Raw genomic sequence first — 20,218 nt, 5'->3', positions numbered from 1 at the left:
ACTCCTCGGATTCTTAATAAATATAGTTAGCAGTTCCACGTTACGGCTAAAACGTTGAATAGGCAATTGAAAATGCTTCTATCTCAACTCAACTTAAAGCTAAGTCTTCTGGTGTATTACAGTTGAATAGCATTTCAGGTTCTGGTAAGGGCAAAACTTCTACAGGATATTGCCGAAGCCACTGCTGAAACGATCGCCCCCCTTGGTTGATAAACTCTAAAAGTTGTGGCAAACAGCGACGGCGATAGAAACCACACAGAGGTTCCCAGCCTTTTGGATTATCAGCTAAAGCTGCGACCTTATCATCTCCCACCCTATCAAGTCTAGTTACCCAATCTTGCAACACCTCAACCCGCAATCTCGGCAAATCGCAAGCTAGCAACAGCACCCATTCTGTCTGCACTTCGGCTAATCCTTGGGCAAAACCTACTAAAGGCCCATGAGCGAGGGATTCTCCAGATAAAGATACTTCTCGGATAAACTGACAACCAGGCAAAAGCAAGTCTTGATAGCGTTCTGGCCAGGGAGTAACTATATAAACCGTATCAGAACAGCTTTGAGCAATCCCACAAACTCGCTGTAATAACGGCATCCCTTGAATGGGAATCAAAGCTTTATCTTGACCCATGCGAGAACTTTTGCCGCCTGCTAATACAATGGCGGTTAATTTGCTACATGAGTTAATAGTCATTCGCCAACAAAAATATAGGTTAGAAATATATTTTGCACTTGTGTGCATCACTCGCCAGCGATTCAAATCGCGGGCTAATAGCCAAAGTCCATTGTAAATGGACTGAAATTCTTATTTAGTCCTCTTTTAGAGGACTTAAGCTCTTAGCCGGGGGTTTATAACCCCTGGCTGGCTTGCTGGCTTGCGGTTGAGGATCTCAATGAGAATATTGAGTATTTAATCCCTTCTTGAGAGCGATTTCACGCCCTCACCTGACTTTTCTCGACTTGCTGCAATAAATGCTCTACACTTTCTGCTGGTGCCAGACACTTCAAACCTTGGCAAACTAATCCCACGCTTCCCTCTGGTAAATCAGATGTGATGGCAAACACAGCCGTTGGTAGAAACCTGGGGATCAAAGAGTTTATTTGCTCAGTGGTGCTGCGAATCAAGGTAGAATTACGATACCAATCCAAAGCTGTAAATAAACTAGGACAAGCTTGGGGAGAGCGATGCATTACACTCTTAAAAGCTTTTAAACCAAGTTCGGCTAAATCCAAATAATCTAGATTATCGGTGAGTAAAGCGAGACGGACAAGATTAGCGATCGCAATTCCATTGGCTGATGGTGTAGCATTATCAGCATAACTACGCTCTCTGACAATTAAATCTTGACTAGAGCTACTTGATGTGTTATTATAACCACCTAACTCTACACTCCAAAGAAATTCGTTGAATTCATCTTGGATAGCGATCGCATTTTCTAACCATTGTTCCTGCTCAGGGTTGGAAGCTTGTAAATCTAGCAGAGCTTTAATAAACAAAGCGTAATCTTCAGACTGCGCTAAAACACTTGGTTCTCCTTGATAGTTGAGTCGGTGGAAACGCCCATCGACAAACTGATTTTCCAAAATAAAATTCGCCGCTCGTGCTGCTAATTCCAGATATAACGGTTGTTGGAAAACCCCAGCAGCCCTAGCCAGCCCAGAAATCATCAAACTATTCCAAGCGACAATCATTTTCGTATCTGTCACCGAAGGAATGCGACCTGGCCAGTTAGTGGTTTTTGCTTCCTGATTGTTACGAGCGGGGGGAAAAGTTTCTAGCGACTCAGAACTAACGCCATAACGAGCGGTAAACAGCTTACTCAGTATCGTTTCCAGGGTTGCACTCAGTTGACCTGAATTCCTTCTTTGTAAAACGTTACGTCCTTCAAAGTTGCCGTTAGGGGTAACAGTAAATTGTTGTTGTAATTCCGTTAATTCTTCCGGTGTTAATAGTTCTTCTAATTCGCTATAACTCCAAACGTAAAAAGCTCCTTCCTCTGGTTCTATTGCCGTGGATTCAGTGAAGCTATCGGCATCTTGAGAAGCATAGAAGTAACCTTCAGGTGCGGTCATTTCCCGCTTCAGCCATTGGACAGTACCAGCAACCGCCCTCTCAAATGCTGGTTCTTGTACTCCCGCACTCCACAGAGAAGCCAGATACTCCACAATCTGTCCATTGTCGTAGAGCATCTTTTCAAAATGCGGTACTGTCCAAGTCGGGTCAACAGTATAGCGATGAAAGCCACCAGCTACATGGTCATAAATGCCGCCCAGTGCTAAATCTAATCCTCGCTGGGTACAAACTTGCTTGCCATCATAGCGAGATTCAAAATTAAATCGAGTTCCCCGCAGTGCTAATTCTGTGTAGGGAATCATCGGAAAGCTATTACCAGATTGATTAGGAGTAATTATACCTGTAGTAGTTTCCCAACCTTGGCGGAGTAATTCATGGTCTTCAAGCTCAGTTGTTGTACCATCTTGCAATACCGCAGATGTGAGGAGAGACTCAATAATTAGGGCTTTGCGTTGCTGTAAATCCGCTTTTTCTGTATCGTAATAACGGCGAAGGGATTGCAACACCTGCAAAAATCCTGGACGACCATAGCGCGGGTCTACAGGGAAATAAGTACCAGCGTAAAACGGCACTAAATCTTCTGGAGAAAGAAAAATATTTAAAGGCCAACCCCCTTGACCGCTCATCATCTGCAAAGCTTGCATATAGATGCTATCGAGGTCAGGTCTTTCTTCCCTGTCTACTTTGATGGGAAGATAATTGGTATTCATGTAATCAGCGATCGCAATATCAGAAAAAGCCTCGCCTTCCATGACAGTACACCAATGGCAACTAGAATAGCCAATGGAGAGAAAAATCGGTTTATTTTGCGCCCTTGCAGTTGCAAGTGCTTCGTCACACCAAGGCCACCAATCAATGGGGTTTTCGGCGTGTTTGCGGAGATAGAGGCTCTTAGCTTCAGCAAGGCGATTAGTCATAATCAAACGCAAGTAAGTTGCCTTCTGCTCAGTCTACCCTGTTCCCAGGAATCTTACTTCCCAACGCTAGTAGGGGAGCCAGTGCGTTGGGCGGCTCTGCCGACTTGTACCCCTCCAGGGAAGCAAGCTACGCGTAGCGTCTCCCCCTGGGAGAAGCACCTGGCGTAAGGGGTTAGGGGTTAGGTTTGTATTGGACTCACCAGAGAAACGCTATAGTTGAGTTTATTTGCGCCGACTTACTTACACCTATACAACTTATGAAACATTCTTATTGAAAAGATCGCAACAGCAAGCTGACAATACTTGGTGGCGTTTCTTGCATAGGTGATGCTGTCTTTGTCTGAATTATAGTATTTGGGCTAAGTCCTGCTATCAGGTGCAGGAAGAAGGTGATGATGGCGGCTTGTATAAGTTTTTCCAGCATGGCACGTCTCTCTCTGGTGGATAGCATTTCAATTAGGACTGGTTATTCTAAATACACCTCGTACTATCGACTTACCGAATTTAACAAAAATAACTTGATAATTGCTGAGGGAAATCCTAAAAAACATTTAAAATGTTACTGAAAATTAACATAATTCCCTAAGCAAGTCGGATTTCAGTTATTGGTCTAATTACCACATCGCCTAGGTTATGCAGCAAAGGCCAAAACATCAGATTGGCGATAGTTGGAGTTTTTTGATTTGTTCTTCCCTAATTTTCTGAGACAGCTTTTCTCGCTAAAAAGTGCCCTTAGAGGTTGAATCTATTGCAAAAGCACATTTTGCTCCTTTATCGTATAAGACAGAATTGGCAAAGATTTACTTCTATCTACCTGGCAACAGTAGAGATAAACCCCAGTTTCGTGCTGTCACCGATAAAATGTATTTAAAGTAGCCACAAACACGCTTCCATGATTCCTATCGTTATTGAACAATCGGGTCGAGGTGAACGCGCCTTTGACATCTACTCACGGCTGTTACGTGAGCGCATCATCTTTTTGGGACAACAAGTTGATAACAACATTGCTAACTTGATTGTTGCCCAACTGCTGTATTTGGATGCTGAAGACCCGGAGAAAGACATATATATGTACATCAATTCTCCCGGTGGTTCGGTGACGGCTGGTATGGGCATTTTTGACACTATGAAACATATTCGCCCTGATGTCTGTACAATTTGTACCGGATTGGCGGCGAGTATGGGCGCTTTCCTCCTCAGCGCGGGTGCTAAAGGTAAGCGGATGAGTCTACCCCATTCTCGGATTATGATTCATCAACCTCTAGGCGGCGCTCAAGGACAGGCGACTGATATTGAAATTCAGGCGCGGGAAATTTTGTACCATAAGAAGCGGCTAAATGACTATTTAGCTGAACATACTGGTCAACCAATTGAGCGCATTGCTGAAGATACTGAACGTGACTTTTTCATGTCGCCAGAGGAAGCCAGGGAATACGGTTTGATTGACCAAGTGATTGACCGTCACGCCGCCGGTAGTCGTCCAGCAGTTGCGGTTGTTAATTAATAGTCACGATTAGTAAATAGTGATTTACCACTTTAAATTCCCTTAAACCCTAAAAATAACCCCTTTTCATAACTGAAGAGGGGTTATTTTTACAATGGGTATTCTGCTCAAGTACTTAATACCGATTTACAAAAATGACTAACTAAAATCCCGCTAGTAGTCTGTCAAGTCAAGTTTGCTTGGTTCGTAGTGAGCGCTTTAGCGCTCAAATCAAGGACTAAAGTCTTTACTACGAACTTATTCATCCATCAAACTAGTGGGTCTGGCTGAGATTGGAGATATTGGAGGAAGTCTAATAATTCTACTTCTGTCAGTAAGGTACGCGATCGCTTCCCATAATTTTTTATGAGATGTTCCCGTCCCCACTCTACTGTCAACCCTAAACGCTGCATTTCAGCATCAGTTTTAGTCAGTACTTCAAAAAAATCCACAGGATACAATAAATGCACAGGATACATTTTAGTGATTATATTGTCTGATTCTTCTGAATCACTAGAGAAATCTTGTAACTCTTCATATTCCGCGTAAAGTTCGGAGTTGTCTTCTGGTATGGGGTGAGATTCCAAGTATCTGAGGAAATCCAGTAATTCTTCCTGGGTAAGCAAAGTGCGAACAGGCTTGTTATAAGTTGTTATGAAATACTGTTCTTCCTCCTTTTGTGTCCAAAATAACCGCTCGATTTCAACATTAATTTTGGCAATCAGAACTTCGTCTAATGCTGGTGTAGGTTGAGATCCAAGGTATTTAAGGAAGTCTAATAATTCTACTTCTGTCAGCAAATTACGCGATCGCTTCCCATAATTTTTTATGAGATGTTCCCGTCCCTGCTTTTGTGTCCACAATAACCGTTCGATTTCAACATTAATTTTGGCAATCAGAATTTCGTCTAATGCTGATGTTGGTTGAGGTGCAAGGTATTGGAGGAAGTCTAGTAATTCTACTTCTGCCAGCAAAGTATGCCCCCCATAGTTTTTTTTGAGATGTTCTCGTACTTGGTCTGTTGTCCAGCCTAATCGCTCCTTTTCGACATGTATTTGAGCAATTACTTCAGAAAAATTTACAGGTTCCATAGCTTCGTTACTGTTTCAAGAACCTACGTCATTATTCATTAGTCCTTACAAATGACCAATGACTAATCAAAATCCCGCTATTGGGTCTGGCTGAGATTGTAAGTATTTGAGGAATCCGTGTAATTCTTCTTCAGTGAGCAAAGTCCGCCCGCGCTTACCGTAGGTTTCAATCAAATGCTCCCGTCCCTGTTCTGGTGTCCAGCCTAAACGCTGAAGTTCGACATCTGTTTTCGCAATGACATCCGATAAATCAACGGGTTCAGCTTTCTTCTTTCTCTTTCCTGTCACAGTCGGGGTGGCGACATCCTCTTGAGGGCTGTAACTCCGGGGTGTAAATGGTGTGACATTATTGGCAGAAATTGCGGGAAAGGTTTGATTTTCAGGCTGGTTATCAAAGGTTATTTCCAAGCTTTCAACTGGAGGATCAAATTCTAGTTCTCGGTTGTCAGTCAGAGAAAAGTTTTGACCTAAATCCTGGCTATAGGTATCGCTTGCTAGGGGCGCAGCACTGCTGTACTCGTACTGTTCGTTACTTGTTACTACTTCTGGTTTGATATTGCGGACTCTGGAAGGCGGGATAGATATTTCTTTGTCACTGACCACTGGCCATTGACTACTAACAAAATCCTGATCTTTTGCAGAGGAATAGGCAGCAGGCTCATTTAATCCTACTTTGGTATTCAAGGAAGGGTTTAGCTGTGCCGGGGAAATTGGATTTGAGGTAAATGCCACTGATTCTGGTGACGCATTTGTAATACCCAAAACTATCAACGCCCTGGTTCTGGCTTGGTCTTCTGCTGCTTCTACTGTTTCGGCTGCTGCCATACCTGTAGCACGGGTTACGCCTTCAATTTGCACGCTTGCCCGAACAATATATTTTCCTTGAAAAATTTGCACTAATTCAGAAATCAGACTACCTTTGGGATACAAGCTCTGGAATTGAGCCAACATAATACTGCTACCAATCTAAATCTTTTGGGGACTGGGGACTGGGGACTGGGGACTGGGAACTAGGAAAGAATTATTTTAATCCTAATCCCTAATCCCCAATCCCTAATCCCCAGTACCTTTGAAAGTAATATTCTTGCTTTGCCTTATGTCCTAATTGTAGCAGTAGGTGTTTTTTGACGAAATTTTTAGCTAGTGCTAACTTATCTGGGTAGTCTTGCTTGCAATGCTATACTAATTACCCAACTCGATATCTACAACTATTTTCTGGAAGTGCGCTCTAAATCTACAATAATGGAGATAAGGTTCGCCCTCGCTGCTTATTAAGCTGCTTACCTAATTGTTACCGATTCTACATGTGGGAAAATTGGGTTCACCGGCAGTTCCTCCTAGTTAAAAATCAGAATCTAATGGCGTAAAATTACCTTCACTCTAGACAATCAAACACCTGTAGTTTCCACGCCACTTGATCCACTTGGGGTGACCCTAAGACCCTTCGGGAAAGGCAGTCCCCCAGACGCTCGTTGTGCTAAAGCGTCTCCCCTTCTCCCAAAGGGAGAGGCTAAGGCCAAGGGAGAAGACTCGCTAACGCTGCGCTATCGACGGGAACCGCTAAAACGGGGGCTGCCTCACCGCAGTGGCTCCCCTGCATAGCGCTTTTGGGCAGCATGGAGAGTTCTCTAAACCCAGCTTCTCAAAAACCCGTCGCGTAATTAGCTAGCGGGGCTAAATTTTAATCAGGCGTGCAATCTGAAGTTTGGTTAGGTGAAGGGAGTTGAACGCAGGCAATTCTGAGAGCATCGTGCAGTCAGAAGTTTGTAGACACCCAGAGTTGTTCCTGGGTCGGCTTCTTTGCAAAGGAACTGCGGGAGTAGTTTCCCGCTCTTGCTGGGTCGGGCTTCCTTTCGTGAGAACTTAGGAAGCTTGCTTCAGGGCAATTAGTTTCCAGCTTGTTTCTGTAAGCCGTGAGGGTATACAGAAAAGAACCAGATTAAACAACAAATGATGTTTTGACCAAAGGTCGGTTCACTGCATGGAATTTTCAATCGCTACACTCCTTGCCAATTTCACCGATGATAAATTGGTAGCTCGGAAGGTTTTAGAAAAGAAACTTGGCTGTGAAGATGAAAAAAGTTTACAAAAACTTCACATTGCTTTAGATGTTCTGGAAAAAATCGGTATTTTAGTGAAAGAACGGGGCAAGTACCGCCGTGTCTCAGAAGAGGGAATAATCGAGGCAAAACTCCGTTGTTCTAGTAAGGGCTTTTGCTTTGCGATTCAAGATGTGGAAGGTGCTGAGGATATTTACATCCGCGAAAGTCATCTGAGTAATGCTTGGAATGGCGATCGCGTTTTGGTGAGAGTTCTCAAAGAAGGCAGTCGCCGTCGCTCTCCTGAAGGGGAGGTGAAGCTGATTCTCGAACGTTCCAACCACACTTTACTGGCACGAATTAAGCAGGTGGAAACTGGTTTCCGGGCTGTGCCTTTAGACGATCGATTGCTGTTTGAACTCAAGATTCAACCTAATGAGGCAAAGTTAGAAGAAGCGATCGATCACCTGGTTCATGTGGAAGTTTTGCGTTACCCGTTGGCACAATATCCTCCCCTTGGTCGAGTGGTGCAAGTTCTCGGTAGCGATGCCGAAGCTGCTGCTGATATAGATTTAGTTACGTGCAAACACGACCTTTCCCGGACTTTTCCAGATAATGTCCTAGAAGCCGCCGCTAAGTTGCCCAAAAAGCTCCTCAAAGCAGACCTGAAAAATCGGCTAGATTTGCGTAATTTGTTTACTCTCACCATTGAAGGGGTAAATGGCGATACCAAAGTTATCGAAAACGCTTTTAGTTTAGAAAAAAACTTAGCTGGAAATTGGCTTTTAGGCGTTCATATCACTGATGTTTCTCACTATGTCCAACCTGACGAACCCCTAGATAGAGAAGCACTCAAACGGGGTAAATCAGTGTATCTGGGAGAGTTGGTGCTGCCAATATTACCAGCAGGTGTGGCAGAACGCTGTTCTTTAATACCTGGAAGCGATCGCTTAACCATCTCTTTTTTAATTACCATTGATCCCCAATCGGGAGAAGTACTGGAATGGGAAATCCAATCCAGTGTGATCAACGTAGAGACGGCACTGAGTACAGAACAAGCTCAAGCAATCCTCACAGGTGAAGCTCATAATCAATCTCCACAGGTCGTCCAAATACTGCAAGACCTCCAAGCCTTGCAAACAGCCGTCAAACAGGTACGTTTGACTCGTGGTAGCCTCCAGTTGAATCTGCCGCCTAGCCAAAACGCTTACTATGATGAGGGGATTCTCGGCGCTGTGGTGGTGAATGATTTACCAGTGCGATCGCTACTCACGGAGTTGGTACTGTTAGTTAATCAACTGTTCGCAACTCACTTAAATGCCCTTGGTGTTCCCGCTATCTGGCGAGTCCAAGGTACACCCGATGTTGAAGATGTCCAGGAAATGCTGAAATTGGCAGTCAATTTGGGCGTTGACCTCACACTAGATCCCGAAGTCGATATCCAACCCTTAGATTACCAACATTTGACCACAGCTTTTGCGGAATCTGTCTCTGAGCAAGTTCTTACCTACTTATTACAAGATACACTTAAGCCGTCTGCGTACAGCACAACCAAAGGATCTCACTTTGGTCTGGCACTACCGCAATATGTCCACTTTAGCGCTCCCTTGCGGCGTTACCCAGATTTGCTGATGCAGAGAGTGTATTACACACTACTCGAAAACGGGCGCGATCGCCGCAATACCCGTGTCAGAGAACGCGTTAACCTGCGCCACTCCTCCAGCCATGAGGAAATTAACTGGAACGTTTTACCCCCAGAATTGCAACAAGAACTCCAAAGCGATTTGACTAGGGTAATTGTCCAAATTAACGACCGAGAAAAAGAAGTCCAAGAAGCTGAAGCCGATTTAGCTGGACTGCAAAAAGCCCAACTGATGAAGCAACGCATCGGTCAGGTATTTCAAGGTGTAATTACCGGGGTTCAATCCTATGGTTTCTTTGTAGAAATTGAAGTACCAGCCGCCGAGGTGGAGTCCAGCAGTAATCCTGGTGTGCCTTTGCGGGTGGAAGGATTGGTACACGTCAGTTCTCTCAAAGATGATTGGTATGAATATCGCGCCAGACAACAGGCACTTTTTGGGCGTAAAAATCGCGCTTCTTATCGATTAGGCGATCGCGTCGCCGTCCAAGTTAAGAGTGTCGATTACTACCGCCAGCAAATTGATTTGGTAACAGTCGGCAGCGATGGTGTAGCCAAAGGTTTAACTGGTAATGATTCCCATGACGAGCTTTCAGACCTCTACTTACCAAATGATATTGAGCCTGATGACCTAGACCCTTACTCTGATGATGAGTAAAATTAAGTAAAAGTTACGTGTCAAATCACACTAAGCCTCTAATTTTAGGCGTATCGGGCGCATCTGGTCTGATTTACGCTGTTCGCGCGATCAAGTTTCTGTTACAAGCGGATTACAGTGTTGAATTGGTTGCCTCTAAATCAACTTACATGGTTTGGCAGTCAGAACAGGAAATTCGGATGCCAGCAGAACCAACCGGGCAAGAACAATTCTGGCGAGAGCAAGCTGGAGTTGCACTTTCTGGTAAACTACGCTGCCATCCTTGGAGTGATGTTGGAGCCGGGATTGCTAGTGGTTCCTTTGCCACTCTGGGAATGATCATCATTCCATGCAGCATGAGTACAGTGGCAAAGCTAGCGGTTGGCTTGAGTTCCGATTTACTAGAACGGGCGGCGGATGTCCAACTCAAAGAAGGGCGAAAGCTGGTCATTGTCCCACGTGAAACGCCTTTTAGCCTCATCCACCTCCGTAACTTAACCTCTTTAGCAGAAGTTGGAGTTAGAGTTGTCCCCGCTATCCCTGCCTGGTATCACAATCCCCAAACCATCGAGGATTTAGTTGATTTTGTAGTTGCCCGTGCTTTAGATCAACTAGATATTGACTGCATCCCCATTCAGCGATGGCAAGGTCATCGTTAATGCCCTCAGTCGATCTATCATCAGTTTCACCGGGTCGCGCCATTCCTCCCCGACTTGCTGCGCCGAAGTCGGGGAGGAATGGTACTCCGGGACTGGGGACTGGGGACACTTCGACAAGCTCAGTGCATCGCTGGGGACTGGGGTTCCCCAGTCCCTTTTTCAAAATAGTCTTAAAAGGGTAATGATAGAGATGGCTGATAGTGTCAGTAGTCAGTGAACAGTAATTAGTGAAGAGTAATCAGACTAATTACTGACAACTGACCACTGACAACTAACAACTGACAACTGACAACTGACAAAATTGCTATGGCTGTAATTCGCTTAATTCTATTGGTGGCGTTACTGGGAGGACTAACGCTGTTGTTAGTTCAAAATTTCTCACCTGCCCTATCGCTAGTATTTTTGGGCGTGCGAACTCAACCATTACCACTAGCGATATGGATTTTGTTCAGTACTGCCACTGGTGGCTTCACATCTATATTGATTGCTACGTTGTTTAACTTATCCAATTATTTTGTTGCAGGACAAAGACAAACTTCTAATAGAGCAACCGCAACTTCGCCTCGTGCAAAGACAACCCGGAGAGAAGAACCTACATCTCGCCCTGTCACTCCTCCACCACCAGCTAGTAAAAGAGAAGAGCCTAGCAGTGATGTATTTGATGATTGGGAGACAAATGGCAGTGGAGATGATTGGAACTTTGATGAAAATTCAGAGTCAGTACCTAACCCCAATCCTCAAGCTCAACAGCCGAGAGACTCTAAAACTTACGAACGTCAATCAGAAGCCAAAAGTAGTTCTCAGTCTGGTTCAGTTTACTCCTACAGCTACCGCGAGCCAAAAAATACGGCTGCGGGAAAAACTGAATCCGTTTATGATGCTGATTACCGAGTAATCGTCCCCCCTTATCAGCCACCGACTACCAAAGCGGATGATGATGATTGGGAATTTTTTGAGGATGATGATGATTTGGAAGATGATGGTAAACGCCCCCGTCGGTGAGATGTAGTAGGCTACGTCTCTACTTGATGCCACACCGCTCTCTAGACTCCTGCTTGACCTTACCAGTCATGGCAGCTTCCTGCAAAGTCATGAAAGCATTAAAATCTTCCAAGTCATATCGGGTAGTCAACAGTTGTCGTAGTTGATCTTCAGCTTCTACTGTCAAATAGCCAGTTGCTAGAGCTATTTGTACAACGTCACGAATTCGAGTCATGGTTGACACCTCATTCATACTATATTTATTCATTCAGGCTTATTGGGGTGAAATATGCAGTAGCTTTTGTGTCGAAACTTCAACTTTGCAAGGATTTTTTTGGCGATCGCAATAAATAAGTCATCATTTACACCTTGGTTAGAAACACTTAATTGAGTAGGGCTTGTTATAACTGAACTTTTACAATAGCGAACACGTACTATTACGAACACAGTATTGTGTATACTTAAAATTACCCACCAGAGTAGAAATCCTGATTATTTAAATAGACAGATATTGTTTGAATAAAGTTTCAAACAAGTTACGTTAATTTTTTTGTTAAGGATAGCGATCGCTATGCGGCAATTACCAGGTTACTTCCAGAAAGTTGCTACATTTCTGATAAATTTATAGTTTATTATTTATAGTAATTTCACATAAGTAGTACTTACACCTTGACAGAAAATCCTAAATATGAATTGCAGAAAACTGGATCTTTCATCGGAGGTGTGCTTCTTATCTCCAACGCCGATTTAGCCGCAGTAAACTTTTTATCCATTGACAAAATCTTTTTACCAGAGGTCTAGGTTTTGATACATATCTAGGTGAGCGGAATGTCCGCGCCGCACCCGGATTTTTTAATTCTTGTTCTATTTGTGTAGCTTTATTTAAATCTGAAGCGGCTCTATATTCGTATCCTAGTTGAGAGCAAGCTAGCCCACGATATTTATATGCGTCAATGTAGTAAGGATTCAGACGAATTGCGTGGGTAAAATCTGCGATCGCATCTTCATATCTTCCTCTCGTAGCATTCTCTACTCCTAAAGTATAGAAAGTTTCTGCATCCCAACGATTGACAGATATTTTTGGGGGATTTTTAGGCGAAGATGAAGATGGATTTTCAGAAATAGGAGGCTCGGATAGAGTTTCAGATTTGAGCTTGTTGTAAGCTGCGTTGATTAATTTAATTTTTTCTTCAGCTTCCTGTTTTTGCTTTTGATCAACAAAGCCATCGGGATGCCAAATTTTCACCAGTTGACGGTAAGTTTGCTTCACCTGTGCTTGAGATGCACCGGCTTGTAGTCCCAGAATTTCATAAGCATCATTTATCTCGAAGCGTAGACGTTTCGGCTTGTCGTTAAACATCGCGCATACTGAAAAAATCGGCAACTATATCTATGTTAACTATTCCCGTAAATCCTCTCCAAACACCCCATTCTGGTTATCACTGGGATGATAGTAATCGCCGCTTCTTTGAAGGCTGGTATTACCGTATTACGCTACCGGAAATTGGGCAAACATTCGCCTTTATGTACTCAATTGAAGACCCCATCGGCGGTAAACCCCACAGTGGCGGTGCAGCCCAAATCCTCGGACCAGATGATGAATATTTATGTCGGACTTTTCCTGATGTGAAGAAATTTTGGGGTAGCCGCGATGTTTTGGGTTTAGGTCATTGGGGTAAGACTGATTTGCAAATTTCTCCCCTATACTTGCTCCCAGCAGAGTTTGAGCATCATGTTCAAGAGGGATATCAAGCCACAGCCACCTTAAATCAGGGAATAATTTGCGAACGCGCCACCAATAATTATTGCCGTTGGCAGTATGAAATTCAACCAGTATACGGCTGGGGTAATCAAAATAGCATTCAGCAATCAACCGCCGGCTGGCTTTCATTCTTGCAGATTTTTGAACCAGGATGGCAGATATTGATGGCTCACGGTCTAGCCAGTGGAAAAATTGACTGGAATGGCAAAATCTATGAATTCACCAACGCCCCAGCCTACGGAGAGAAAAATTGGGGTGGTGCTTTTCCTGAAAAATGGTTTTGGATAAATTGTAATTGCTTTGAAGGCGAACCCGACTTAGCATTAACTGCTGGCGGTGGACGGCGGGGTGTACTGTGGTGGATGGAATCTGTAGCAATGATTGGCTTACACTATCAAGGCAAGTTTTATGAATTCGTTCCCTGGAATTCACAAGTAGATTGGCAAATTCAGCCTTGGGGTCGATGGCAAATGAAAGCTACTAACTCAAATTACGAAATTGAATTGACAGGAACCACCCATCTAGCTGGCACACCTCTACGCGCGCCCACCGCAGAAGGTTTAAGATACTGTTGTCGGGACACTATGCAAGGAAAACTAAATTTAGAGTTACGAGAACTAAATGGGAGTAAATCTCAAATAATCCTAAAAGCAGAAAGTCATCTTTGTGGTTTAGAAGTAGGCGGCGGATCTTGGGATAATTCTTGGCAATCTCGCTAAAACTACTGCTATAATTATATATGCTTCACAGTTGGGGTTGTAGCTCAGTTGGATAGAGCGGACGCCTCCTAAGCGTCAGGTCGTGCGTTCAAGTCGCACCAGTCCCGTTATATTCAGACAATTAGGGACTTCTAAGAAATAAATTATCCATCTTGTGGGGTAGGCATCCTGCCCGCCCCAAATCTAGTGTGGGTGAAAACACCCATAACAGTAGAAAGTTTAGGATGTTTTTTATTTGAAATTCCTTTAATATATAGCAACTTGCCGGGGCGCAAAGCCGTACTAACCCACCAAGTACCCATTGAAACGAGAACCTACTATATAAAGTGGTTAGAACCCTTTGATGAATCGTCCGATACAGGTTAGGATAATCCATCAATTAGGGGAAAAACTTCCAGCACGCTTAATCGCGCTGTCACCGGAAAATCAACCAAATATAAATTTGGGCAGATTCCTTGGAAGTTTGCTACTCTACTATCAACTGTTTTTTCTTCTAGTCGGAGAAAATTTTGGACTAAGTAAATTAAGTTATTGAGCCTTGAATAAGCTACTCTTTACAGGTAAATCTTTTCGTTTGATGGCTCTTGTCCTACCGCTAATCACCTGGTGGGGATACAAAGAAGTACAAAACCAATTTGTACAGCCGCAAGCTGTTGTCGTGTTAGGTGGTTCAACGAGACATTTAGAGCGAGAGAAGTTTACAGCAAAATTCGTTCGTGAGCATCCAAATATACCGATTTGGATTACAGGCGGCAGTCCACGGACATACACCCAACGAGTGTTTATCAAGGCTGGTGTTGATCCCAAACGTTTACACTTGGATTATCAAGCAGTAGATACAGTTACTAATTTTACTACGTTGGTGGATGATTTGCAAGCTCGCGGCATCAAGAGCGTTTATTTGATTACTTCAGACTTCCACATGCGCCGGGCTTGTGTCATCGGCGAAATTATTTTAGGTAGTCGGGGTATTTATTTAAAACCAGTGCCAGTTCCTTCAGAAAAACCGCCTGAATCTATCGAAAAATCTATTCGTGATGGAGCTAGAGCGATAGTTTGGTTAGCAACTGGTTACACTGGTGTCGATGCCGCTAAAAATAAACGGTAAATCAAATCAATTTTCGATTTTGGAATTGAAAATCTTCGGATTCAGAAGTTTATCGATTTGCAACAATAGAACGTCCAAACCAATTAACAACTTTTCCTCATTTGCTGACTTTGCATTTACCAAAGTTCTGAACAGCAACTTGTACTATTCGGACTAGTCTAGTGTAGTTCCAGAAAAAAACGCCCCAAGTTATCCCACAATTTGATACCCTAGCTTAAACAGATTTGAGAAAATTTAAAGCGTGGAAATTCAACTTGGGCGGGGAAAAACAGCTCGCAGAGCTTACGGAATAGATGAAATTGCTCTAGCCCCTGGTAACAGAACACTAGACCCCAGTTTGGCAGATACTAAGTGGCGGATTGGCAATATTGAGCGAGAAATCCCGATAATTGCTAGTGCAATGGATGGCGTAGTAGATGTTCGTATGGCTGTACGTTTGTCAGAGTTAGGAGCATTAGGTGTCCTCAATTTAGAGGGGATTCAAACTCGCTATGTTGACCCAGAGCCAATATTAGATCGGATTACCTCTGTGGGGAAAGATGAATTTGTTGCCTTGATGCAAGAACTCTATGCCGAACCAATAAAACCAGAATTAATTGAACAACGTATTCAGGAAATTAAACAACAAGGTGGAATTGCGGCGGTGAGTGCAACACCAGCCGGTGCTAGTAAATATGGTGAAGCGGTGGCAAAAGCTGGGGCAGATTTATTTTTTGTGCAGGCTACGGTAGTTTCTACTGCACATCTGTCACCAGAGTCTTTAGTACCACTTGATTTAGCAGAATTTTGCCGTTCCATGCCCATTCCCGTGGTGTTGGGGAATTGCGTGACTTACGAAGTCACTTTGAATTTGTTAAAAGCTGGGGCGGCTGGTGTATTGGTAGGAATTGGGCCTGGTGCTGCTTGTACTTCTCGTGGGGTGTTGGGTGTGGGTGTGCCACAGGCGACTGCGATCGCCGATTGTGCCGCCGCACGAGATGATTACTACAAGGAAACTGGTAACTATATTCCGATTATTGCTGATGGCGGTTTAATTACTGGTGGCGATATTTGTAAATGCATCGCCTGCGGTGCCGATGGCGTGATGATTGGCTCCCCCTTTGCCAGAGCCGCAGAAGCCCCAGGACGAGGTTATCATTGGGGTATGGCTACTCCCAGCCCAGTCTTGCCCCGTGGCACCAGGATTCGTGTTGGCACCACTGGTAGCCTAGAGCAAATACTCATTGGTCCAGCAGGACTAGATGATGGCACTCACAATCTTTTAGGAGCCTTAAAGACGAGCATGGGCACCTTGGGAGTGAAAAATATTAAAGAAATGCAGCAAGTGGAAGTTGTAATTGCGCCTTCTTTATTAACCGAGGGTAAAGTTTACCAAAAAGCTCAACAATTAGGGATGGGGAAATAAAGCTGGGGAGTGGGTACTGTGTACTGGGAAAGAGTTATTTTAATTCTAATCCCCAATCCCTAGTCCCCAATCCCTAGTCCCCAATCCCTAGTCCCCAATCCCTAAGAAATTTTTCCAGCCCCTAAACAATTGCTGGAAAAATTTGATATGTCGCCTACAATGGAGATAGCGGAGACGCATGTTTCCGTTCACTCCTCACACCACACTCCGCCCGGACTACTGTTCGGGCGGTTCCTTATGTTTGTAAATAAAAAAGAGGGGTAAAGGCCAAAGGGAAAAGGATGAATCAGATTGCCCACAATTCCACTCGGTTTTGACTCTGCCCCCTTGCCCCTTGTTGATAAATTCTAGAGCTTCTTTGCAAATGTACATCCTCTACTCCCAAGCTGAGGTTTTTGCTATGGTAGAATTTTCACCAAGCTCAGATATTATTATTGGCGAAGGTTTTAGGCATGTCAACAGCCGCACAAGTTACCGATTCTAGTTTTAAGCAAGAAGTACTCGACAGCGAAGTACCAGTTTTAGTTGACTTTTGGGCACCCTGGTGCGGACCATGCCGTATGGTAGCTCCTGTTGTCGATGAAATCTCCGAACAGTACAAAGGTCAAATAAAGGTCGTAAAAGTCAATACAGATGAAAATCCTAATGTTGCTAGTCAGTATGGCATCCGCAGCATTCCGACTTTAATGATTTTTAAGGCTGGGGTAAAAGTGGATATGGTGGTCGGCGCTGTGCCTAAAAGTACATTAGCTTCCACTCTCGAAAAGTATCTTTGAAACTCAATCGGCAATAAAATCCTCTTGAGTTATCCATGTTTTTCTAACTTTAGGTTAATTTTTATAAACAAGTTTGAGAGTGGCGGATTTCTCGTATCTCAAACTTGTTTACATCTGTATACAGTTGACGATTGCGAATATTTTTGGGAGTTTTCTACCTCAAAAATAACTCCCTAATTCCTGCAATATGAATTTACACCGTTAGTGCTGTCAACAGAAAACCCAGAAACTGTGTCACGTCCCCTCTCTAAAAATTAAAAATTCACTCATTACAATCTCCATAAATAAATTTAGTAATACAGAAATATTCACATCAGACAGCTTTTATCAGGGTTTAATCACATTGCTCAGTTTGCTAGAACCCACAGTAAGATTAAAATCAGCAATCAAACAAGTCTCTGAGAAGAAAATCTTGGCTGATAAATTTCTAATTAAGTTCCACAGATGTTGAAGTAGAGATATATTTTGATAATCTATCTTCAATAAATGAACTATTCGTTGTTGAATCTATGAAGTCTTATTTAGCCGCCGCTATTCAATTAACCAGTGTGCCCGATTTACATAAAAATTTGGCACAGGCAGAAGAATTAATAGAGCTTGCCGTGCGTCAAGGTGCAGAATTGGTAGGTTTGCCAGAAAATTTTTCTTATATGGGAGAAGAAAAAGATAAACTCGCACAAGGTGATGCGATCGCGATTGAAAGTGAAAAATTTCTCAAAAAAATGGCTCAACGCTTTCAAATTACCATCTTGGGCGGCAGCTTTCCCCTTCCGGTAGACAATACAGGCAAAGTTTATAACACCACTTTACTCATCGATCCCAGTGGTGAAGAACTCGCCCGTTACTACAAAGTACACCTATTTGATGTTGATGTCCCCGACGGCAACACCTATCGTGAATCCAGCACGGTTGTAGCTGGTACGCAACTACCCCCCGTCTATTTCTCAGAAACACTTGGTAACTTAGGACTTTCTATTTGTTATGATGTCCGCTTCCCGGAACTGTACCGCCATTTGGCAGAGAAGGGAGCCGATGTGATCTTTATTCCCGCCGCCTTTACCGCCTTTACAGGCAAAGATCACTGGCAAGTACTACTACAAGCCAGAGCCATCGAAAATACCGCCTACGTCATTGCTCCTGCCCAAACTGGTAATAACTACGCCCGCCGTTTAACCCACGGTCACGCCGTGATTATCGACCCTTGGGGTGTAATTTTAGCCGATGCTGGCGAGAAACCGGGAATTGCGATCGCAGAAATTAAGCCCACCAGACTCGAACAAGTCCGCCGTCAAATGCCCTCTTTACAGCATCGGGTGTTCTAGGGACTGGGGACTGGGGACTTGTACTGAGCGAAGCCGAAGTATTGGGGACTGGGGACTGGGGATTGGGGACACGGAGAGCAATGGCCAATGCGCCATGCCCAGCCCTTATGAATATAGCGGTTCTCGCTTGGGTGCAGTACAGTTTTGACCTCTCTCCAAACCTCTCTCCTAAAAGGAGAGAGGCTTTGAATTTTGCTCCCCAACGCTAGCAGGGAAGGGGCTGGGGGTTAGGTCTGTATTCCATGTAATTGAGAACTGCTATAAAACAAAAAACCGGGTAAACACCCGGTTTCTGACAACGTTAAAATCCTCAGTTTTTTAGAAGAATAGCAGCGCTATGCCTCTATTCATTTGTTGTCAAAATTAAACTTTAGCAGATGCTTTGGTAACAACGTTAAGTTCACCTTTAGCATACTTAGCAGCAAAATCTTCCAAAGAAACTTGCTTAATCTTGCTTGCGTTGCCAGCAGTACCAAATTGCTGATAGCGTTCAGCACAAACTTTCTGCATATATGTAATAGAAGGCTTGAGGAAGTGACGGGGGTCAAACTCCTCTGGTTTTTTAGCTAAAGCTTCACGTACAGCAGCAGTAATAGCCAAACGGTTGTCGGTGTCGATGTTTACTTTACGTACACCACTCTTAATACCTTTTTGGATTTCTTCTACAGGTACACCGTAGGTTTCAGGAATTGCACCACCATACTGGTTAATCAGTGCAAGCAAATCTTCAGGTACAGAAGAAGAACCGTGCATTACCAAGTGGGTGTTAGGCAGACGGCGGTGAATTTCTTCAATGCGGCTGATGGCCAAAATTTCGCCAGTTGGTTTGCGGGTAAACTTGTAAGCACCGTGGCTTGTGCCAATGGCAACAGCCAAAGCATCTACTTGGGTTGCTTCTACGAACTCAACAGCTTCATCGGGGTCGGTTAGCAGTTGTGAATGGTCGAGTGTACCCTCAAACCCGTGACCATCTTCAGCTTCGCCAGCACCAGTTTCTAGAGAACCCAAACAACCGAGTTCACCTTCAACGCTGACACCCAAAGCATGAGCTACATTTACAACTTCGCGGGTAACATTGACGTTGTACTCGAAGCTAGCAGGGGTCTTAGCATCAGCTTCTAAAGAACCATCCATCATGACGCTGGTGAAGTTGTTCTTCATTGCTGAGTAGCAAGTAGAAGGCGCATTACCATGATCTTGGTGCATGACAATGGGAATCTGAGGATAGGTTTCTACTGCTGCCAAAATCAGGTGGCGTAGGAAGTTTTCTCCTGCATAATTACGAGCGCCGCGTGAAGCTTGCAAAATTACGGGGCTATCTGTCTCGACAGCAGCCTTCATGATCGCCTGAATCTGCTCCAAATTGTTAACGTTGAAAGCTGGGATGCCGTAACCGTTTTCAGCTGCGTGATCCAACAGCAGCCGCAGTGGTACAAGCGCCATAGATAGTCCTCCTAATGTGGTTGTCAGCTAGTCGGTATGAGAGAAGCGCAATAATCACGCTAAATCTTAAGAGTTTTTTCAACTTATAGGAAATTATAACTAGTGTCGTGTATCTATGTTGAAAAAGTTTACGGCATAGTTCATATAAATATGCCTTATGGTTGAT

17 protein-coding genes and 1 tRNA gene are annotated in these 20,218 nt (G+C 43.9%); 10 read left to right on the top strand and 8 right to left on the bottom strand.

Annotation, left to right across the window (positions count from 1 at the left end):
- Positions 1–88: 88 nt before the first annotated feature.
- The 3 genes from V7K50_RS00555 to V7K50_RS00545 form a co-directional block, all read right to left on the bottom strand.
- On the bottom strand, positions 89–691 hold the full coding sequence (locus tag V7K50_RS00555) for a molybdenum cofactor guanylyltransferase (RefSeq protein WP_334956226.1): 603 nt from the start codon (positions 689–691) through the stop codon (positions 89–91).
- Positions 692–930: 239 nt separating this feature from the next.
- Positions 931–2,988 carry a thioredoxin domain-containing protein gene (locus tag V7K50_RS00550; protein ID WP_334956224.1) on the bottom strand — a complete coding sequence of 686 codons (2,058 nt, stop codon included), beginning with the start codon at positions 2,986–2,988 and terminating at the stop codon, positions 931–933.
- A 268-nt stretch (positions 2,989–3,256) separates the two neighbouring features.
- On the bottom strand, positions 3,257–3,439 hold the full coding sequence (locus tag V7K50_RS00545; RefSeq protein WP_334956272.1) for a hypothetical protein: 183 nt from the start codon (positions 3,437–3,439) through the stop codon (positions 3,257–3,259).
- Positions 3,440–3,880: 441 nt separating this feature from the next.
- On the opposite strand from V7K50_RS00545, the gene clpP reads away from it, so the two are divergent.
- Positions 3,881–4,492, top strand: coding sequence for an ATP-dependent Clp endopeptidase proteolytic subunit ClpP (gene clpP, locus V7K50_RS00540; protein ID WP_334731830.1), 612 nt, complete (start codon positions 3,881–3,883; stop codon positions 4,490–4,492).
- A 248-nt stretch (positions 4,493–4,740) separates the two neighbouring features.
- Here the strand turns inward: clpP and V7K50_RS00535 are convergent, their stop codons facing one another.
- Positions 4,741–5,562, bottom strand: a complete 822-nt coding sequence (locus V7K50_RS00535; RefSeq protein ID WP_334956222.1) for a hypothetical protein — start codon at positions 5,560–5,562, stop codon at positions 4,741–4,743.
- Positions 5,563–5,628: 66 nt separating this feature from the next.
- On the bottom strand, positions 5,629–6,513 hold the full coding sequence (locus V7K50_RS00530; RefSeq protein WP_334956220.1) for a hypothetical protein: 885 nt from the start codon (positions 6,511–6,513) through the stop codon (positions 5,629–5,631).
- 1,030 nt (positions 6,514–7,543) lie between these two features.
- On the opposite strand from V7K50_RS00530, the gene V7K50_RS00525 reads away from it, so the two are divergent.
- The 3 genes from V7K50_RS00525 to V7K50_RS00515 all read left to right on the top strand — a co-directional run bounded on the left by V7K50_RS00525 (position 7,544) and on the right by V7K50_RS00515 (position 11,538).
- The gene (locus tag V7K50_RS00525) at positions 7,544–9,898 is read left to right on the top strand and encodes a ribonuclease R family protein (protein ID WP_334956218.1); all 2,355 of its coding nucleotides are present in this window, start codon (positions 7,544–7,546) and stop codon (positions 9,896–9,898) included.
- 17 nt (positions 9,899–9,915) lie between these two features.
- Positions 9,916–10,536 (top strand): flavin prenyltransferase UbiX, encoded by a 621-nt coding sequence (locus V7K50_RS00520; protein WP_334956216.1) that lies wholly within the window; start codon positions 9,916–9,918, stop codon positions 10,534–10,536.
- A gap of 306 nt (positions 10,537–10,842) precedes the next feature.
- Positions 10,843–11,538: a LapA family protein gene (locus V7K50_RS00515; protein ID WP_334956214.1), complete on the top strand. Its 696-nt coding sequence runs from the start codon at positions 10,843–10,845 to the stop codon at positions 11,536–11,538.
- A gap of 19 nt (positions 11,539–11,557) precedes the next feature.
- Here the strand turns inward: V7K50_RS00515 and V7K50_RS00510 are convergent, their stop codons facing one another.
- Entirely contained in the window at positions 11,558–11,752 is a 195-nt protein-coding gene (locus V7K50_RS00510; protein ID WP_334956212.1) for a hypothetical protein, read from the bottom strand.
- Positions 11,753–12,247: 495 nt separating this feature from the next.
- Positions 12,248–12,877, bottom strand: coding sequence for a J domain-containing protein (locus V7K50_RS00505; protein ID WP_334956210.1), 630 nt, complete (start codon positions 12,875–12,877; stop codon positions 12,248–12,250).
- A gap of 32 nt (positions 12,878–12,909) precedes the next feature.
- Here V7K50_RS00505 and V7K50_RS00500 point away from each other — a divergent pair, with 32 nt between their 5' ends.
- The 6 genes from V7K50_RS00500 (at position 12,910) to V7K50_RS00475 (ending at position 18,609) form a co-directional block, all read left to right on the top strand.
- Positions 12,910–13,998, top strand: a complete 1,089-nt coding sequence (locus V7K50_RS00500; RefSeq protein WP_334956208.1) for a tocopherol cyclase family protein — start codon at positions 12,910–12,912, stop codon at positions 13,996–13,998.
- A gap of 33 nt (positions 13,999–14,031) precedes the next feature.
- Positions 14,032–14,105: transfer RNA gene (locus V7K50_RS00495), tRNA-Arg, on the top strand.
- Between the two features lie 470 nt (positions 14,106–14,575).
- A complete protein-coding gene (locus V7K50_RS00490) occupies positions 14,576–15,106 on the top strand; it encodes a YdcF family protein (RefSeq protein WP_334956270.1) in 531 nt (176 codons plus the stop codon).
- 241 nt (positions 15,107–15,347) lie between these two features.
- Positions 15,348–16,511, top strand: coding sequence for a GuaB3 family IMP dehydrogenase-related protein (locus V7K50_RS00485; RefSeq protein ID WP_334956206.1), 1,164 nt, complete (start codon positions 15,348–15,350; stop codon positions 16,509–16,511).
- A gap of 452 nt (positions 16,512–16,963) precedes the next feature.
- Positions 16,964–17,287, top strand: a complete 324-nt coding sequence (trxA, locus tag V7K50_RS00480; protein ID WP_334800291.1) for a thioredoxin — start codon at positions 16,964–16,966, stop codon at positions 17,285–17,287.
- Between the two features lie 509 nt (positions 17,288–17,796).
- Positions 17,797–18,609: a carbon-nitrogen hydrolase family protein gene (locus V7K50_RS00475; protein ID WP_334956204.1), complete on the top strand. Its 813-nt coding sequence runs from the start codon at positions 17,797–17,799 to the stop codon at positions 18,607–18,609.
- A 363-nt stretch (positions 18,610–18,972) separates the two neighbouring features.
- On the opposite strand, the gene fba is transcribed toward V7K50_RS00475, so the two are convergent.
- The gene (gene fba / locus V7K50_RS00470) at positions 18,973–20,052 is read right to left on the bottom strand and encodes a class II fructose-bisphosphate aldolase (protein WP_334956202.1); all 1,080 of its coding nucleotides are present in this window, start codon (positions 20,050–20,052) and stop codon (positions 18,973–18,975) included.
- Between the last annotated feature and the right edge of the window lie 166 nt (positions 20,053–20,218).

It is taken from the genome of Nostoc sp., from assembly GCF_036917135.1.
In the GTDB taxonomy this organism is placed as follows: domain Bacteria; phylum Cyanobacteriota; class Cyanobacteriia; order Cyanobacteriales; family Nostocaceae; genus Nostoc.
Note: the sequence above shows the minus strand (reverse complement) of the source record. Positions and strands in the feature narration are given on the sequence as shown.

What these genes read in the sequence shown, in the direction of transcription:
- V7K50_RS00555 (WP_334956226.1), bottom strand. Translation starts at nt 691, where the DNA reads ATGACTATTAACTCATGTAGCAAATTAACCGCCATTGTATTAGCAGGC.
- V7K50_RS00550 (WP_334956224.1), bottom strand. Translation starts at nt 2,988, where the DNA reads ATGACTAATCGCCTTGCTGAAGCTAAGAGCCTCTATCTCCGCAAACAC.
- V7K50_RS00545 (WP_334956272.1), bottom strand. Translation starts at nt 3,439, where the DNA reads ATGCTATCCACCAGAGAGAGACGTGCCATGCTGGAAAAACTTATACAA.
- clpP (WP_334731830.1), top strand. Translation starts at nt 3,881, where the DNA reads ATGATTCCTATCGTTATTGAACAATCGGGTCGAGGTGAACGCGCCTTT.
- V7K50_RS00535 (WP_334956222.1), bottom strand. Translation starts at nt 5,562, where the DNA reads ATGGAACCTGTAAATTTTTCTGAAGTAATTGCTCAAATACATGTCGAA.
- V7K50_RS00530 (WP_334956220.1), bottom strand. Translation starts at nt 6,513, where the DNA reads ATGTTGGCTCAATTCCAGAGCTTGTATCCCAAAGGTAGTCTGATTTCT.
- V7K50_RS00525 (WP_334956218.1), top strand. Translation starts at nt 7,544, where the DNA reads ATGGAATTTTCAATCGCTACACTCCTTGCCAATTTCACCGATGATAAA.
- V7K50_RS00515 (WP_334956214.1), top strand. Translation starts at nt 10,843, where the DNA reads ATGGCTGTAATTCGCTTAATTCTATTGGTGGCGTTACTGGGAGGACTA.
- V7K50_RS00510 (WP_334956212.1), bottom strand. Translation starts at nt 11,752, where the DNA reads ATGACTCGAATTCGTGACGTTGTACAAATAGCTCTAGCAACTGGCTAT.
- V7K50_RS00505 (WP_334956210.1), bottom strand. Translation starts at nt 12,877, where the DNA reads ATGTTTAACGACAAGCCGAAACGTCTACGCTTCGAGATAAATGATGCT.
- V7K50_RS00500 (WP_334956208.1), top strand. Translation starts at nt 12,910, where the DNA reads ATGTTAACTATTCCCGTAAATCCTCTCCAAACACCCCATTCTGGTTAT.
- V7K50_RS00490 (WP_334956270.1), top strand. Translation starts at nt 14,576, where the DNA reads ATGGCTCTTGTCCTACCGCTAATCACCTGGTGGGGATACAAAGAAGTA.
- trxA (WP_334800291.1), top strand. Translation starts at nt 16,964, where the DNA reads ATGTCAACAGCCGCACAAGTTACCGATTCTAGTTTTAAGCAAGAAGTA.
- V7K50_RS00475 (WP_334956204.1), top strand. Translation starts at nt 17,797, where the DNA reads ATGAAGTCTTATTTAGCCGCCGCTATTCAATTAACCAGTGTGCCCGAT.
- fba (WP_334956202.1), bottom strand. Translation starts at nt 20,052, where the DNA reads ATGGCGCTTGTACCACTGCGGCTGCTGTTGGATCACGCAGCTGAAAAC.